The sequence below is a fragment of the Burkholderia sp. RF4-BP95 genome (assembly GCF_001521985.1).
Lineage (GTDB): Bacteria > Pseudomonadota > Gammaproteobacteria > Burkholderiales > Burkholderiaceae > Burkholderia > Burkholderia diffusa.
This window is the reverse complement of the sequence record NZ_LOSX01000018.1, coordinates 719,785-733,329: the sequence shown is the minus strand read 5'-3', so window position 1 is coordinate 733,329 and position 13,545 is coordinate 719,785. Positions and strand designations below refer to the sequence as shown.

The 13,545-nt window shown below is 68.3% G+C and carries 12 protein-coding genes; 3 read left to right on the top strand and 9 right to left on the bottom strand.

Annotation, left to right across the window (positions count from 1 at the left end; genetic code table 11):
• Positions 1–5: 5 nt before the first annotated feature.
• Positions 6–917, bottom strand: a complete 912-nt coding sequence (locus WS46_RS07905; RefSeq protein ID WP_059690041.1) for an EamA family transporter — start codon at positions 915–917, stop codon at positions 6–8.
• A gap of 347 nt (positions 918–1,264) precedes the next feature.
• Here WS46_RS07905 and WS46_RS07900 point away from each other — a divergent pair, with 347 nt between their 5' ends.
• On the top strand, positions 1,265–2,938 hold the full coding sequence (locus WS46_RS07900) for a phospholipase C (RefSeq protein ID WP_059690040.1): 1,674 nt from the start codon (positions 1,265–1,267) through the stop codon (positions 2,936–2,938).
• Positions 2,939–3,039: 101 nt separating this feature from the next.
• Positions 3,040–4,458 carry a cytochrome-c peroxidase gene (locus WS46_RS07895; protein ID WP_059690039.1) on the top strand — a complete coding sequence of 473 codons (1,419 nt, stop codon included), beginning with the start codon at positions 3,040–3,042 and terminating at the stop codon, positions 4,456–4,458.
• 24 nt (positions 4,459–4,482) lie between these two features.
• Here the strand turns inward: WS46_RS07895 and WS46_RS07890 are convergent, their stop codons facing one another.
• From WS46_RS07890 to WS46_RS07870, 5 genes are all read right to left on the bottom strand, one after another.
• Entirely contained in the window at positions 4,483–5,214 is a 732-nt protein-coding gene (locus tag WS46_RS07890; protein ID WP_059690038.1) for a class I SAM-dependent methyltransferase, read from the bottom strand.
• Positions 5,215–5,293: 79 nt separating this feature from the next.
• The gene (locus tag WS46_RS07885; RefSeq protein ID WP_059690037.1) at positions 5,294–6,604 is read right to left on the bottom strand and encodes an FAD-binding oxidoreductase; all 1,311 of its coding nucleotides are present in this window, start codon (positions 6,602–6,604) and stop codon (positions 5,294–5,296) included.
• Entirely contained in the window at positions 6,601–7,356 is a 756-nt protein-coding gene (locus WS46_RS07880; protein WP_059690036.1) for an amino acid ABC transporter ATP-binding protein, read from the bottom strand. The genes WS46_RS07885 and WS46_RS07880 overlap by 4 nt, the downstream gene beginning before the upstream one ends.
• On the bottom strand, positions 7,353–8,009 hold the full coding sequence (locus WS46_RS07875; RefSeq protein WP_059690035.1) for an amino acid ABC transporter permease: 657 nt from the start codon (positions 8,007–8,009) through the stop codon (positions 7,353–7,355). The genes WS46_RS07880 and WS46_RS07875 overlap by 4 nt, the downstream gene beginning before the upstream one ends.
• Before the next feature lie 88 nt (positions 8,010–8,097).
• The gene (locus WS46_RS07870; protein ID WP_059690034.1) at positions 8,098–8,874 is read right to left on the bottom strand and encodes an ABC transporter substrate-binding protein; all 777 of its coding nucleotides are present in this window, start codon (positions 8,872–8,874) and stop codon (positions 8,098–8,100) included.
• Positions 8,875–9,034: 160 nt separating this feature from the next.
• Between WS46_RS07870 and WS46_RS07865 the strand changes: the two genes are divergently transcribed.
• Positions 9,035–9,826, top strand: coding sequence for an IclR family transcriptional regulator (locus WS46_RS07865; protein ID WP_059690033.1), 792 nt, complete (start codon positions 9,035–9,037; stop codon positions 9,824–9,826).
• A gap of 231 nt (positions 9,827–10,057) precedes the next feature.
• Here the strand turns inward: WS46_RS07865 and WS46_RS07860 are convergent, their stop codons facing one another.
• The 3 genes from WS46_RS07860 to WS46_RS07850 all read right to left on the bottom strand — a co-directional run bounded on the left by WS46_RS07860 (position 10,058) and on the right by WS46_RS07850 (position 13,350).
• Complete coding sequence (locus tag WS46_RS07860; RefSeq protein ID WP_059690032.1) at positions 10,058–11,392, bottom strand: chloride channel protein; 1,335 nt, start codon at positions 11,390–11,392, stop codon at positions 10,058–10,060.
• A 178-nt stretch (positions 11,393–11,570) separates the two neighbouring features.
• Positions 11,571–12,812, bottom strand: a complete 1,242-nt coding sequence (gene codA, locus WS46_RS07855) for a cytosine deaminase (RefSeq protein WP_059690031.1) — start codon at positions 12,810–12,812, stop codon at positions 11,571–11,573.
• Positions 12,813–12,885: 73 nt separating this feature from the next.
• On the bottom strand, positions 12,886–13,350 hold the full coding sequence (locus WS46_RS07850; RefSeq protein WP_059525349.1) for a VOC family protein: 465 nt from the start codon (positions 13,348–13,350) through the stop codon (positions 12,886–12,888).
• Positions 13,351–13,545: the final 195 nt, after the last annotated feature.

Below are 13,545 nucleotides of genomic sequence, written 5' to 3'. Positions count from 1 at the left end.
CGCGCTCAGCGCACCGCCTCGAACGCGCTGATCAGCAGCGCGCCGCCCGCGATCACCATGCATCCCGCCGCGCGACGCGGCGTCAGCCGCTCGCCGAGATACACGCGGGCGATCAACGCCGCGAACACCACGCTCGTTTCGCGCAGCGCCGACACCGGGCCCATCGGCGCGCGATCCATCGCCCAGATCACGATCGCGTACGCAAGCGCCGCGAAGACACCGCCGCATGCAGCCTTCGCCGTTTCGCCGACATCCTGCGCGAGCCGCAGCGGCCCCGCGCGCAGCCGGTAGTACGCGGCCATCAGCAACCCCGTCAGCACGAACATCCACGCCGTATAGCCGACCGTGCTGCCGCTTTCCCGCACGCCGATCCCGTCGACCACGCTGTACGCGGCGATCGATACGCCGGTGGCGAACGCGGTCGGCAACACCTGCGTCATCCGGTGCCGCGCGCCGCGGCCCCGCTCCAGCCCGATCGCCATGATGCCCGCGCAGATCAGCACGAGCCCGCATTGCGCGCCCGCGTTCAGGCGCTCGCCCGCGAACGCCGCCGCGCCGAGCGTGACGAGCAGCGGCGCGGTGCCGCGCGCGACCGGATACGCGACGGTCAGGTCGCCGTGCTCGTAAGCGCGCACCAGCAGCAGCGTATAGACGACGTGGATCACCGCCGACGCGACGACGCAGACCCAGCTCGCGGGCGTGATCGGCGCGGCGGCCGGCAGGAACAGCAGCGCGAACAGCCCGATCGCGATCTGCAGCACCGTGGCCGAGCGCAGCCGGTCGCCGCTGCTGCGCACGAGCGCATTCCACGCCGCATGCAGGAAGGCGGCGCACAGGACGGCAAACAGAACGGGGATCGGCACGCTGAACACTCGCTGACGGCCGGCAACGCGAAATCGTCGCCGCGAGCCAACCATCGTATGAATGCGTCACCCGATTGTCAAAAAGGAACGCGGCCCGGCACCCTGGACGAACCGGCCCGCCGTGCGCCGTCGCCCGCCCCGCGCGACATCCGCGGCCATGGCCGTGCCGATCGCCGAATGTGTCGCCCGGGTTGCATCCGCTCCGTCCCTTTCCGCTTTCTTTCGCGCCGCGTCGCGCCGTAATGAAACCGATACCGCGGCGCAACCGGCGCGAAACCGCTCCGCCCCCATATCTTCATACCGAACTGTTCCAATGCCGGAGCTCTATCGCGAGCTCCGCGCCGAACCGACACGGCAACGAGGCCGCGCTCCACCGTCGAAAATTTACCTGGAGTTTCCCGATGTTCCGTCAAGCCTTGCTCGTCACCGCGTGCGCCGGCGCGGCGCTTGCGCTGTTCGCCTGCGGCGGCAGCGACGATCCCTCGTCGACGCCCGCCGTGTCGTCGCAGGATGCGCTGCAGACCGCCACGCCGATCAAACACGTCGTCGTGATCTACGGCGAGAACGTGTCGTTCGACCACTACTTCGGCACCTACCCGAACGCGTCGAACCCGTCCGGCGAACCGGCGTTCACCGCGAAGCCCGGCACGCCGACGGTCAACGGGCTGACGGGCACGCTGCTCACCGCGAACCCGAACTTCACGAACACGGCCAACGGCACCGATGCCGCGAACCCGTTCCGCCTCGACCGCACGCAAGCCGCGACCGCCGACCAGAACCACGCGTACACGGCCGAGCAGCAGGCCGAGGACAACGGCCTCGCCGACCTGTTCCCGAAATATACGGGCAAGGGCTCGTCCGGCGGCGCCGGCGCGTTCGGCACGAAGGGCCAGGTGATGGGCTACTTCGACGGCAACACCGTGACCGCGCTGTGGAACTACGCACAGCGCTTCGCGATGAGCGACAACGCGTATACGACGGTCTACGGCCCGTCGACGCCGGGCGCGCTGAACGTCGTGTCGGGCCAGACCAACGGGATGCAGATCGTCAAGACGTCGAAGCAGCCGTCGACGCTCGCCGCCACGTCGTACTACATCAACGACGGCCAGGGCGGCTTCACGATGATCAACGACGTCGACCCCGGCTACGACGTGTGCTCGAGCACAACCGACCAGGCGATGATGAGCGGCAAGAACATCGGCGACCTGCTGAACGCCGCGAAGATCACGTGGGGCGGCTTCATGGGCGGCTTCAACCTGTCGACGACCAACAGCAACGGCACGACCGGCTGTAGCCGCAGCACCGTCGCCACCGCCGTGAACGCCGCGACGGCCGACTACATCCCGCACCACAACTGGTTCCAGTACTACGCGTCGACCGCCAACCCGCAGCACACGCGGCCGAGCGCGGTCGCGGCGATCGGTTCGAGCTTCGAAGCCGACGGCAAGACGGCCGAACCGGCGAACCATCAGTACGACAGCGACGACTTCTTCGCGGCCGTGAAGGCCGGCAACTTCCCGTCGGTCAGCTTCCTGAAGGCACCGGCCGCGCAGGACGCGCACGCGGGCTATTCGGATCCGCTCGACGAGCAGGCGTTCGTGACGAAGGTCGTCAACTTCCTGCAGCAGCAGCCGGACTGGCAGAACACGGCCGTGATCGTCACCTACGACGACTCGGACGGCTGGTACGACCACGCATACACGGCGCCGACGCATTCGTCGTCCGACGCGATCGACCAGTTGAACGGCAACGGCGCGTGCGGCTCGGGCGGCACCACCGGCGTGAACGGCGGCACGGTGAACGGCCGATGCGGTCCGGGTGTGCGCATCCCGCTCGTCGTGATCTCGCCGTACGCGAAGCAGAACTACGTCGACCACACGATGCTCGACCAGGCGTCCGTCGTGCGCTTCATCGAGGACAACTGGCTCGGCGGCCAGCGCATCGGCGGCGGTTCGTTCGATGCGACGGCTGGCGACCTGCGCGGCCTGTTCGACTTCTCGTCGAAGCCGAATACGGCGCCGCTGTATCTCGATCCGACGCAAGGGACCGTGCTGAGCGCGGCGCCGTCGATCTGACCGGCATCGCGTAACCGGCAGCAGCAGGCCGGCGCATCGTGCGCCGGCCGTTTCCGTTTGACGCGCCGCTTTCACGCGGCGCCCGACTTTCGACCGACAGCATGACCGCTCGTCCCGCGTTCCCGTCTCCCGACGCATCCGGCGCCGCCGCGCCGCGTTCCCCTGCCCGCGCGGTGCGCCGCGCGGCGTTCGCGCTCGGCGCGGCCGTACTCGGCTACGGCGCATTCGCGATCGCGTTTCCGGCCAGCACGCCGGCGGCGATCGGCGACGTCGTCGCCGACTGGACGGGCGCGAATCCGCATCCGGTCGTGCTGCAGCGCCCGGCCGCGCAGCCGCTCTCTGCCGTCGCGCAGCTCGGGCGTGCGCTGTTCGCCGATCCGTCGCTGTCGGCATCCGGCAAGCAGTCGTGCGCGTCGTGCCACAGCCCCGACCATGCGTACGGGCCGCCGAACGGGCTCGACGTGCAGCCGGGCGGCCTCGCGATGACACAGCAGGGCTACCGCCCGCCGCCGTCGCTGATGTATCTGTATCGCCAGCCGAACTTCAGCATCGGCCCCGATGCGGGCGAAAACGACGCCGCGCCGAGCGTCGCGCAGCAGGCTGCATCGGCGGCCGGGGTCGTCAAGGCGCAAAAGGTGGCCGGCGCGTCGGCCGCGCCGCAGCTCGTGCCGCAGGGCGGGATGTTCTGGGACGGCCGCGCCGATACGCTGCAGCAGCAGGCGTTCGGGCCGCTGCTGAATCCGGTCGAGATGGCGAATGCGAGCATCGACGACGTCGCGCGCAAGCTCGCGCAGTCGTCGCATCGCGCGCAGTTCGAGCAGTTGTTCGGCGCGCGCGTGTTCTCCAGCCCGCGGCTTCTGGTGTCGGAGGCGATGTTCGCGATCGCGCGCTTTCAGGTCGAGGATCCGTCGTTTCATCCGTACGACAGCAAGTACGACCGCTGGCTCGAAGGCCGTGCGCGCTTGACGCAGGCCGAATTGCGCGGGCTGCGGCTCTTCAACGATCCGGACAAGGCGAATTGCGCGGGCTGCCACCTGTCGAAGCCCGGCAAGGACGGCTTGCCGCCGATGTTTACCGACTACCAGTACGAAGCGCTCGGCGCGCCGCGCAACATGGCGCTCGCGCAGAACCGCAACCCGGCGTTCCACGATCTCGGCGTGTGCGGGCCGTTCCGCGAGGATCTCAAGGACCAGACGCAGTACTGCGCGATGTTCCTGACGCCGACGCTGCGCAACGCGGCGACGCGCCACGTGTTCTTCCACAACGGCGTGTTCCACACGCTCGACCAGGTGATGGCGTTCTACAACGAGCGCAGCATCTCGCCGCAAAAGTTCTATTCGCGCGGCGCGGACGGCAAGGTCGACGAATACGACGACATTCCGCCGAAGTACCGCGCGAACGTCGACGTGACCGATGCGCCGTTCGACCGCAAACCCGGTGACAAGCCCGCGATGACCGCGCAGGACATCAAGGATATCGAAGCGTTTCTCGGCACGCTGACCGACGAGCCGGCACGCTGACGGCTGGCCCGCCGCCGCTTTTGGTCAGCGCTGCGCGCGAATGCAGAGGAACGCCGGCGCCAGCGACAGCTCCGCATGGAGCCGCTCCGACACGGCCTTCATCTCGGGCAGCGGCTTCGGTTCGACGAACCGGTCGAGCTGCCAGCCGGCGTCGGCGAGCGCGTTCAGGATGTCGGCAAGCGGCCGGCGCCACGCTTCGACATAGGGCTTCGGTTGGCCGAAACCCGACCAGTGGAAGCCGAAACGGCTCGTATCGAAGTACGTGGCGTCCCCGCGTGTGCGCTCGTCCATCCAGTCGCGCATCGGATGCGCCATCGAGAACACGAGCGTCCCGCCGGGCCGTGCGACGCGTCTGAATTCACGCAGCGTCGGGGCGAGGTCACGCACGTAGTCGAGCGCGAGCGAGCACAGCACCTTGTCGACCGACGCGTCGGGCAGCCACGCGAGCGGCGCCTCCAGGTCGCCCTCCACGACGTCGACCGTGAGGCCTGCGCAGCGCGTTTGCGCGAGCGCGACCATCTCGGGCGTGATGTCGAATGCGTGGACGGTCGCGCCGTGGCGCGCGAGGTGCGCGCTGCAGATGCCGGGCCCGCAGCCGGCGTCGAGCACCGTCAGGCCGTCGACGTCGCCGAGCAGTGCCATCGTTGTCGGACGCTCGTAGAGTGCGTTGTGCGCCTTGGTCGGCGCGATGTCCGCGTAGCGTTGCGCGAAGCTCGCGTAAGCGCGGCGGGCGGGAGGTTCGGTCGGGTCGGTCATGCGGCGTCCGTCGGTGGAAAGGCGGCAGGCCGATTCTGCCCGATCGGACGATGGATGGCGACCCGCCCTCGCACCGGCGTCAGGACAGGCTGTCGAGCAGCCGATACCACGCGACCCCGGCCGCGATATAGAAGCGCTGCAGCCCGTGCAATGGAATCGGCCGGATCTGCGTGACCCGGAACGGCAGCGGCAGTTGCGCATCGCCCGACAGATGCGCGGCCAGATGTTTGCCGAGCGTCGTCGCCATTGCGATACCGCGACCGTTGTAGCCGAGCGCGATCGTCACGCCCGGCGCGGGCTCGTGCACGTGCGGCAGGAAATCCGCGGTGATCGCGACGCGCCCCGCCCAGCGGTATTCGAACCGGACGCCCTTCAGTTGCGGATACAGCAGCGTCGTCGCGCGCTCGAGATGGCGCCAGTCACCCGGCGCACGCGGTTCGGCGAACGGGCCGCGGCCGCCCATCAGCAGGCGCCCGGCGGCGTCACGGCGGAAGTACAGCAGCAGACGCCGCGCATCCGATGCGACCTCGCCGCCGGAGAGGATGTCGCGACCAAGCTCCGGCGCGAGCGGTTCCGTCGCGACGATGAAACTGTTCGCGGCGATCACCGACTGGCGCAAGCCGGGCCACAGCCCGTCCGTATAGCCGTTGGTCGCGATCACGACGCGCTGAGCGGACAGCGTCGCGCCGCCCGACGTCGCGATCCGCCAGCGGCCGTCGACGCGTGTCAGCCCGACGGCGCGGGTCGAGCCGTGCACGACGGCCCCGCTCGCCTGCGAGGCGCGCACCAGGCCGCGCGTATAGCTGAGCGGCTGCACGCTGCCCGCGCGGCGATCGATCCAGCCGCCCGCATACGCATGCGTGCCGAGCCGCCGCGCGACGTCGTCGCGGCCGAGCACCTCGACCGGCGCACCGCGCGCGGCCCATTGCTGCGCCCGGCCCGCGACCGTGTCGAGCATCGCGGAGGTCGGCGCCGGCTGGATCCAGCCGTGGCGACGCGCATCGCAGTCGATCGCATGCCGCGCGATCAGGTCGAACACGGTGTCGGCCGCGCCGCCGACGATGCCGGCAAGCTGCTCGCCGGCCGTATCGCCGAACCGGCGCACCAGTTCGTCTGGGTCGTATTTCAGCCCGGGAATCACCTGCCCGCCGTTGCGGCCCGACGCGCCCCAGCCCGGCTGCGCGCCGTCGATCACGCGAACGTTCACGCCGCGCTCGGCCAGGTGAAGTGCGGTCGACAGGCCGGTGAAACCGGCGCCGACGATCGCCACGTCGCACGATACGGACGCGTCGAGCGCGGGCGTATCGGGTGCCGGCGCGGCGGTCGCCGCCCATAGCGAATCCGGCCACGGCGAGTCGGGCCATCCGGGTGCCGCGTTCGTTGCACTCATGGTCGATCCGGGTTGTCGGCGCCGCCCGACGCCAGCAGGCGGCGCAGGAATTCCTGCGTGCGGGGATGCGTCGGCTGCGTCAGCACGGCGCGCGCCGGCCCGCTTTCGCAGATGGTGCCGTCGTGCAGGAAGCACACGCGATCGGCCACCTCGCGTGCGAACGCCATCTCGTGCGTGACGACCACCATCGTCATTCCGTCGCGGGCGAGCCCCCGCATCACGCCGAGCACTTCGCCGACGAGTTCGGGGTCGAGCGCCGACGTCGGTTCGTCGAACAGGATCGCCTGCGGCTCCATCGCGAGCGCGCGTGCGATCGCGACGCGCTGCTGCTGGCCGCCCGACAGCTCCGACGGATACGCATTCATCCGGTGCGCGAGCCCGACCTTGTCGAGCAGCGCGCGGGCCTGCTCGCGCGCTTGCGCGGCCGGCCTGCGACGCACGTGCACCGGCCCTTCCATCACGTTCTCGAGCGCCGTGCGGTGCGCGAACAGGTTGAAGCGCTGGAACACCATGCCGACGCACATCCGGAGCTCGTGGATGCGCTTCGAATGTGCGTCGACCTTCACGCCGTCGATCGTGATCGCCCCTTCGTCGTAGGTCTCGAAACCGTTGATACAGCGCAGCACGGTCGACTTGCCGGAACCGGACGGCCCGATCAGGCACACGACTTCACCCTGCTGCACGTCGAGGCTCACGCCCTTCAGCACCGCGTGTTGCTGAAACCGCTTGTGTATCGATTCGATCCTGATCATGCGCCCCTCCTCAGTGCGAGCCGCTTGCCGAGCCGGTTCACGCCGAACATCAGCGGCAGGCCGAGCGCGAGATACAGCAGCGCGACGAGCGTGTAGACGCTCATGTTCTGGAACGTCGACGACGCGATCAGCTGGCCGGCACGCGTGATTTCCGCGACCGTGATCGTCGACGCGACCGATGAATCCTTCAGCAGCATCACGAGCGTATTGCCGTACGGCGGCAGCGCGATGCGGAACGCCTGCGGCAGCACCACGCGCCGCATGATCATCGGGCCGCGCATGCCGATTGCGTGCGCGGCTTCGATCTGGCCGCGATCGATCGCCTCGATGCCGGCGCGGAAGTTCTCGGCCTGGTACGCCGAATACGCGATGCCAAGGCCGAGCACGCCGGCCTGGAACGCCGACAGTTGCACGCCGAGATCGGGCAGCACGAAGTACATGTAGAACAGCTGCACGATGATCGGCAGCCCGCGGATCACGTTGACGATCGTGCTGCCGGCCGTCGACACCGCCCGGTTGCGCGACACTTTCATCAGCGCGAGGATCAGTCCGAGCACCGAGCTGAGCACGAACGCGCATGCCGTGATCTCGACGGTGATCACCGCGCCCTTCAGCAGGATCGGCAGGAAATCGATCGCGTTCTGAAAAAACATGAGGTCTCCTATGCGACGCCCGAACGGCGCGCCGCGGTGGATGCCCGCGACGCGCGGGCGATGCCGGACGGGAATCGGGCGCCGATGCTCAGCTCATGTGCCACTTCTGCAGGATCTGCTGCAGCGTGCCGTCGCTCTTCATCTTGCGGATCGCGCCGTTGAGCTGTTCGAGCGTCGCGTTGTCGCCTTTGCGCACGATGAAGCAGACCTGCCCCTTCACCACGCTCTGGTATTCCGGCACGAGCCGCACCTGGCGATTGACGCCGTGCTCGATCTGGTAAGCGACGATCGGCTGGTCGGCGAAGCCGGCCTTGATGCGCCCGAGTGCGACGTCGCGCATGATGTCGGCGATCGAATCGTAGGTCCGGACCTCCTTGAAGATGCCCTTCTTGTTGAGCGCATCGACGAACGCGGTGCCGACCTGCGCGCCGACCACCTGCCCGTTGAAATCGTCCATCGACGTATAGCGGCCCGGATCGTCGGCCTTCACGATCAGGCCTTCGCCGAACGAGTAGACGGTGTCGGAGAAATCGACGACCTGCTGGCGCGCAGGCGTCTTCAGCATCGCGGCCGAGATGATGTCGATCTTCTGCGTGGTGAGCGACGGGATCAGCGCCGAGAACACGGTCTGCTGCACGTCGACGCGAAACCCGGCCGACTTCCCGGCCGCGGTGATCGCATCGACCATCATCCCCTGGATCGAATTGCTCTTGACGTCGAGAAACGTGAACGGCACGCCGGTGGCCGTCGCGCCGACCTTCAGCGTGGGCTCGGCCGCAACGGCGCTCGCCGAAGCCGTCGAAAGTGCGATACAGGTGGCGAAACCGGCGGCCAGTGCGCCGAACCGCTTGATGAACGAAACCATGACGTCTCCTTCTCGATTAACCCGGTGCGTCGGCCGGCCGCTGATCGACACTGCGACGATGACCCGATCTTAAAACGAATCAAAAATATCGCGAAAAGATTTTTGCATATCGATATTCGATACGATAGGATGCGATATCGAATCGATCACGCCCCTCGCCATGGAAACGTCACCCGATCAATCAAATGATCTGCTGTTCAATCAGTCGCTGGAAAAAGGGCTCAACGTGCTGCGCGCGTTCAGCGCGAAGCGGCGCACGATGACGCTGGCGGAAGTGGCCGACGCGGCAGGGATCACGAAAAGCTCCGCGCAGCGGATGGTCTATACGCTCGAGCAGCTCGGTTACATCCGCAAGCATCCAGTCACGCGGCGTTTCCAGCTCACGCCGCACGTGATGCGGATCGGCTTCAACTATCTCGCGGCCGATACGTTGATCGACGTCGCGAATCCGTTCCTGTCCGAGCTCACGAACCTGACCGGCGAGACCACCAATCTCACCGAGCCGGACGACGACGAAATGGTCTACGTCGCGCGTTTCGTATCGACGAAGTTCGTGCCGATCCACATGCCGATCGGCAGCCGTATCCCGATGTACTGCACCGGCAGCGGCCGTGCATTCCTGAGCGCGTTGCCGCCGCAGGAAGCGCGTGTGCGGCTCGACGGCATGGTGCGTACGCCGCATACGCCGCGTACGGTCACGGCGCTCGACGAACTCGTCGCATTGCTCGACGGTGCACGGCGCGAAGGCTACGCGACCAACCAGGAAGAATTGTTCATCGGGGACATGTCGATTGCCGCGCCCGTGGTCGGCAGCCAGGGGCAGCCGGTCGCGGCCGTCCACGTGGTCGCGCCGACGAGCCGCTGGACGTTCGACGATGCGCGCCGCAAGCTCGCGCCGGCGGTGATCGACTGCGCGCGCGGAATCAGCAATTCGATCCGGACGCTTGAATAGCGTCGGCGAAACGGCATACGGCGCGCCGTTGCATTGCGCAACGGCGTTTTATCGCTACTGCGACTTCGGCGAATGCTCGGTCCGATAGGTGCTGTTCGGGCGTAATACGAGCTGCTTCGCCGCGGCGTCCAGTTCCTTGCCGTGATATAGATCGATGCACTTCAGCGGCGCAGCCCGCGCGGCGCAGCCCGCGCGCCGCAGCCCGCGCGCCGCAGCCTGTGCCGAGGAGGGCTACCGGGTCGTCGTCACCGGCGTGGCGACGGCCGCGGCCGCCCCCAGCCGCCCCTCCACCACCCACTGCGCGAACCGGTACGCAACCAGCGAGCCGGCCACGGCCAGCAGCATCGGCACCAGGCTGTCGTGATTCACACGCGTGAACTCGAGCAGCAGCACGACGGCCGTGATCGGCATCTGCATCGACGCGGCAAGGAACGCGGTCGCGCCGATCAGCGCGCATCCGCCAATCGACGCGCCCGGCCACACGAGACTCCACACCCCGCCGAGCACGACGCCCAGCAGCGCGCCGTTCGCGAGCCCCGGCGTCAGGAGCCCGCCCTCCGCCCCCGCGCGCAGGCTGCCCGCCTCGATCAGCACCTTCAGCACGAGCAGCGTCGCCGCGACGCCGATCGTCAGCGTGCCGTCGAAGCCCAGTGAAGCCGGCCCCTTGCCATTGCCGAGCAGCTGCGGAAACCGCATCGCCAGCACGCCGATGACCGCGAAGTTGACCAGCGCGAGCACGGGGAGCAGGCGACCCTTCGGCGCATCCGCCCGCGCGCGAGTCGTGAGCCGCACGAAGCCGTAGGCGGCAAAACCGAACAGCGGCCCGCAGACGATCGACCACGCGACCAGCGGCGCGCTCAGCGCGAACGCAGGCACCGTGTACTGATGTTCGTTGCCGAGCCCGATCCATGCGACGGCCGCCGCGATCGCCGACGTGACGACGGCCACCACCAGCGCACGCAGTTCGAACGTGCCGAGCAGCACTTCGAGCACAAACACGGCACCGCCGAGCGGCACGTTGTAGACGGCCGCGAGGCCGGCGCCCGCGCCACACGCGACCATCAGCCGGCAATCGGCGGGCGTGAGCCCCGCGCGATGCGCGAGCCGCCCGGCCAGCAGCGAGCCGATCTCGCGCGGCGCGACTTCGCGGCCGAGCGGCGAACCGAGCGCGACGGTGACGATCTGGAGCAACGCGTGCACCGTCGTGCTGGCGAACGGCATCCGCGGATCGGCGGCGCGAATAGCCCGGCGGATGCTGACGAGCGGTTGGCCGAACCGGTAAAGCGCCCACCAGCCGCCGCCCGCGACGAGCCCGCAGACGACGAGCACCGCGAGCCGGCGCAGCGGCTCGGCGCCGGTCACGCCCGTGAGGAAGCTCTCGGTCCCGACGACGTGCGCCAGGCTGTAGCCGTAGGCCACATGCTGGATCGCGTGCAGCAGCAGCGCGAGCAGCATCCCGCCGACACCCGCGCCGACGCCGGTCAGGACCGTGACGGCAGCCATCCGCGCGAACGGGCTGGCCGACGGCGAAGAAGAAGCGGGAGCGGACGGGAGATCGAGGCGCATGAGGTCGGCGAACGAGAATCGACAAAACGGCGCGCACCATGCACGCCGCCGTCAGGACCGCATCGTAGGCTTCGGCCTCTCATGAGACCAACGTATTTTTCTGATCAACTCATGCATTTTCCGAATGCACGAGCGGCGGCGACTCATGGCGACGCGCGCCGCCGCCACCCCGATCGCACTACTCCGGATACGTGATGCGCTCCGGCTCCCGCCGCATGATCACTTTCCCGTGGCGCACCGACAGCGTGGCCTTCGCCTGCCGGCGCACGGCTTCGTAGTCGCTGTCCGCGTCGAGCACGACCAGATTCGCCGGCCGTCCGACCGCGATCCCGTAGCCGTCGCCGAGATGCATCGTCGTCGCGCCGTGATCGGTCACGAAGTCGAGGCAGCGCTGCAGGTCCTGGTAGCCCATCATGTGGCAGATGTGCAGCCCGGCGTCGAGCACGCGCAGGATGTTGCCGTTGCCGAGCGGATACCACGGATCCTTGATCGAATCCTGTCCGAAACACACGTTCAGGCCCGCGCGGTCGAGTTCCGCGACGCGCGTGACGCCCCGCCGCTTCGGAAACGTGTCGAAGCGCCCCTGCAAATGGATGCTCTCGGTCGGGCACGACACGAAATTCAGGCCCGCGCGCTTCAGCAGCCGGAACAGCTTCGAGCAATACGCGTTGTCGTACGAACCCATCGCGGTCGTGTGGCTCGCCGTCACGCGCGCGCCCATCCCGCGCACGCGCGCTTCTTCTGCCAGCACTTCCAGAAAGCGCGACTGCGGATCGTCGGTCTCGTCGCAGTGCACGTCGACGAGGCAGCCGGTGCGCTCGGCCAGTTCCATCAGGAAGCGGATCGAGCTGACGCCCTGCTCGCGCGTGTTCTCGAAATGCGGAATGCCGCCGACGACGTCCGCGCCCAGCTCGATCGCCTGCTCCATCAGCGCGCGGCCGCCGTCGAACGACTCGATGCCTTCCTGCGGAAACGCGACGATCTGCAGGTCGATCAGCCCGCGCGCCTCGTCCTTCACTTCGAGCATCGCCTTCAGCGCGGCCAGCGTCGGATCGGTGACGTCGACATGGGTGCGCACGTGCTGGATGCCGTGATCGCGCAGCATGCCGATCGCCGCGTGCGCGCGCGTCTTCGTGTCCGCGTGCGTGATCGTCGCCTTGCGCTCGGACCAGCGCTCGATTCCCTCGAACAGCGTGCCGCTCATGTTCCAGGCCGGCTCGCCGGCCGTGAGCACCGCGTCGAGATGGATGTGCGGTTCGACGAGCGGAGCAATCGCGAGCCGGCCGCCCGCATCGACATCGCCGGCGCCGACGGCGGCCACCGGTGCGGCTTGCGCGTCGATCCGCGCGATCCTGTCGCCGTCGATGCCGATCGTGAACAGCCCGTCGCGACCGCGCAGGCGTGCATTGAAGAGGTTCATGTGGGTCCAGGCGTCATGCGGCGCCAGCGCGCCGCGTGGTGGGGAAAACCGGCTCCGGCGATGCGTGCCGCGCTTAGTTGAAATCCTCGATCGTCAGGCCGGTGGCCGCGCGCATCTCGTCGTTCGTCACGTCGCGCACGTGCTTGCCGAACGTCCACACATGCCGGCCGGGATCGCGCGCGCGATACATGCGATCGCCGTAGAACTGGTCGGCCGGCGCCTGCAGGATCTCCGCGCCGGCCGCACGTGCGCGCTCGCAGTGCGCGTCGATGTCCGCGTCGTCGGGAAGGTGCACGTGGACGTGCTGCGTGTTGCGATCGCCGATGTCTTCCGGCGACGCGATGAAGTCGGCCCATGCGCCGCCGATCATGACGAGGCCGTCGCCGAACTTCATTTCGGCATGCGCGATGTCGCCTTCCGGCGTGGTGACGACGATCGAGCGCTCGAAGCCGAATGCCCGTTCGAGCCATGCCAGCGCGGCTTTCGGGTTGCGGTAACACAACGCGGAACTGAACGACGGACGGCGAGGCGTGGTCATCGGATGTCTCCGGATCTCGGCATGGGTCCGCCCATTCTCCACGCGCGCGGCGCGGCAATCAACTCCCGCACCGGTGACGCCCGTGTTGTCAATGCGCGACACGGCGAACACCGCTGGCCCGCATCTCGCGTCGCGCCATCGACGAAAACTCACGCCATCCGGCCTCCGCATCGATTTGTGAACGCCATGTGACGC

What these genes read in the sequence shown, in the direction of transcription:
- WS46_RS07905 (WP_059690041.1), bottom strand. Translation starts at nt 917, where the DNA reads ATGGTTGGCTCGCGGCGACGATTTCGCGTTGCCGGCCGTCAGCGAGTG.
- WS46_RS07900 (WP_059690040.1), top strand. Translation starts at nt 1,265, where the DNA reads ATGTTCCGTCAAGCCTTGCTCGTCACCGCGTGCGCCGGCGCGGCGCTT.
- WS46_RS07895 (WP_059690039.1), top strand. Translation starts at nt 3,040, where the DNA reads ATGACCGCTCGTCCCGCGTTCCCGTCTCCCGACGCATCCGGCGCCGCC.
- WS46_RS07890 (WP_059690038.1), bottom strand. Translation starts at nt 5,214, where the DNA reads ATGACCGACCCGACCGAACCTCCCGCCCGCCGCGCTTACGCGAGCTTC.
- WS46_RS07885 (WP_059690037.1), bottom strand. Translation starts at nt 6,604, where the DNA reads ATGAGTGCAACGAACGCGGCACCCGGATGGCCCGACTCGCCGTGGCCG.
- WS46_RS07880 (WP_059690036.1), bottom strand. Translation starts at nt 7,356, where the DNA reads ATGATCAGGATCGAATCGATACACAAGCGGTTTCAGCAACACGCGGTG.
- WS46_RS07875 (WP_059690035.1), bottom strand. Translation starts at nt 8,009, where the DNA reads ATGTTTTTTCAGAACGCGATCGATTTCCTGCCGATCCTGCTGAAGGGC.
- WS46_RS07870 (WP_059690034.1), bottom strand. Translation starts at nt 8,874, where the DNA reads ATGGTTTCGTTCATCAAGCGGTTCGGCGCACTGGCCGCCGGTTTCGCC.
- WS46_RS07865 (WP_059690033.1), top strand. Translation starts at nt 9,035, where the DNA reads ATGGAAACGTCACCCGATCAATCAAATGATCTGCTGTTCAATCAGTCG.
- WS46_RS07860 (WP_059690032.1), bottom strand. Translation starts at nt 11,392, where the DNA reads ATGCGCCTCGATCTCCCGTCCGCTCCCGCTTCTTCTTCGCCGTCGGCC.
- codA (WP_059690031.1), bottom strand. Translation starts at nt 12,812, where the DNA reads ATGAACCTCTTCAATGCACGCCTGCGCGGTCGCGACGGGCTGTTCACG.
- WS46_RS07850 (WP_059525349.1), bottom strand. Translation starts at nt 13,350, where the DNA reads ATGACCACGCCTCGCCGTCCGTCGTTCAGTTCCGCGTTGTGTTACCGC.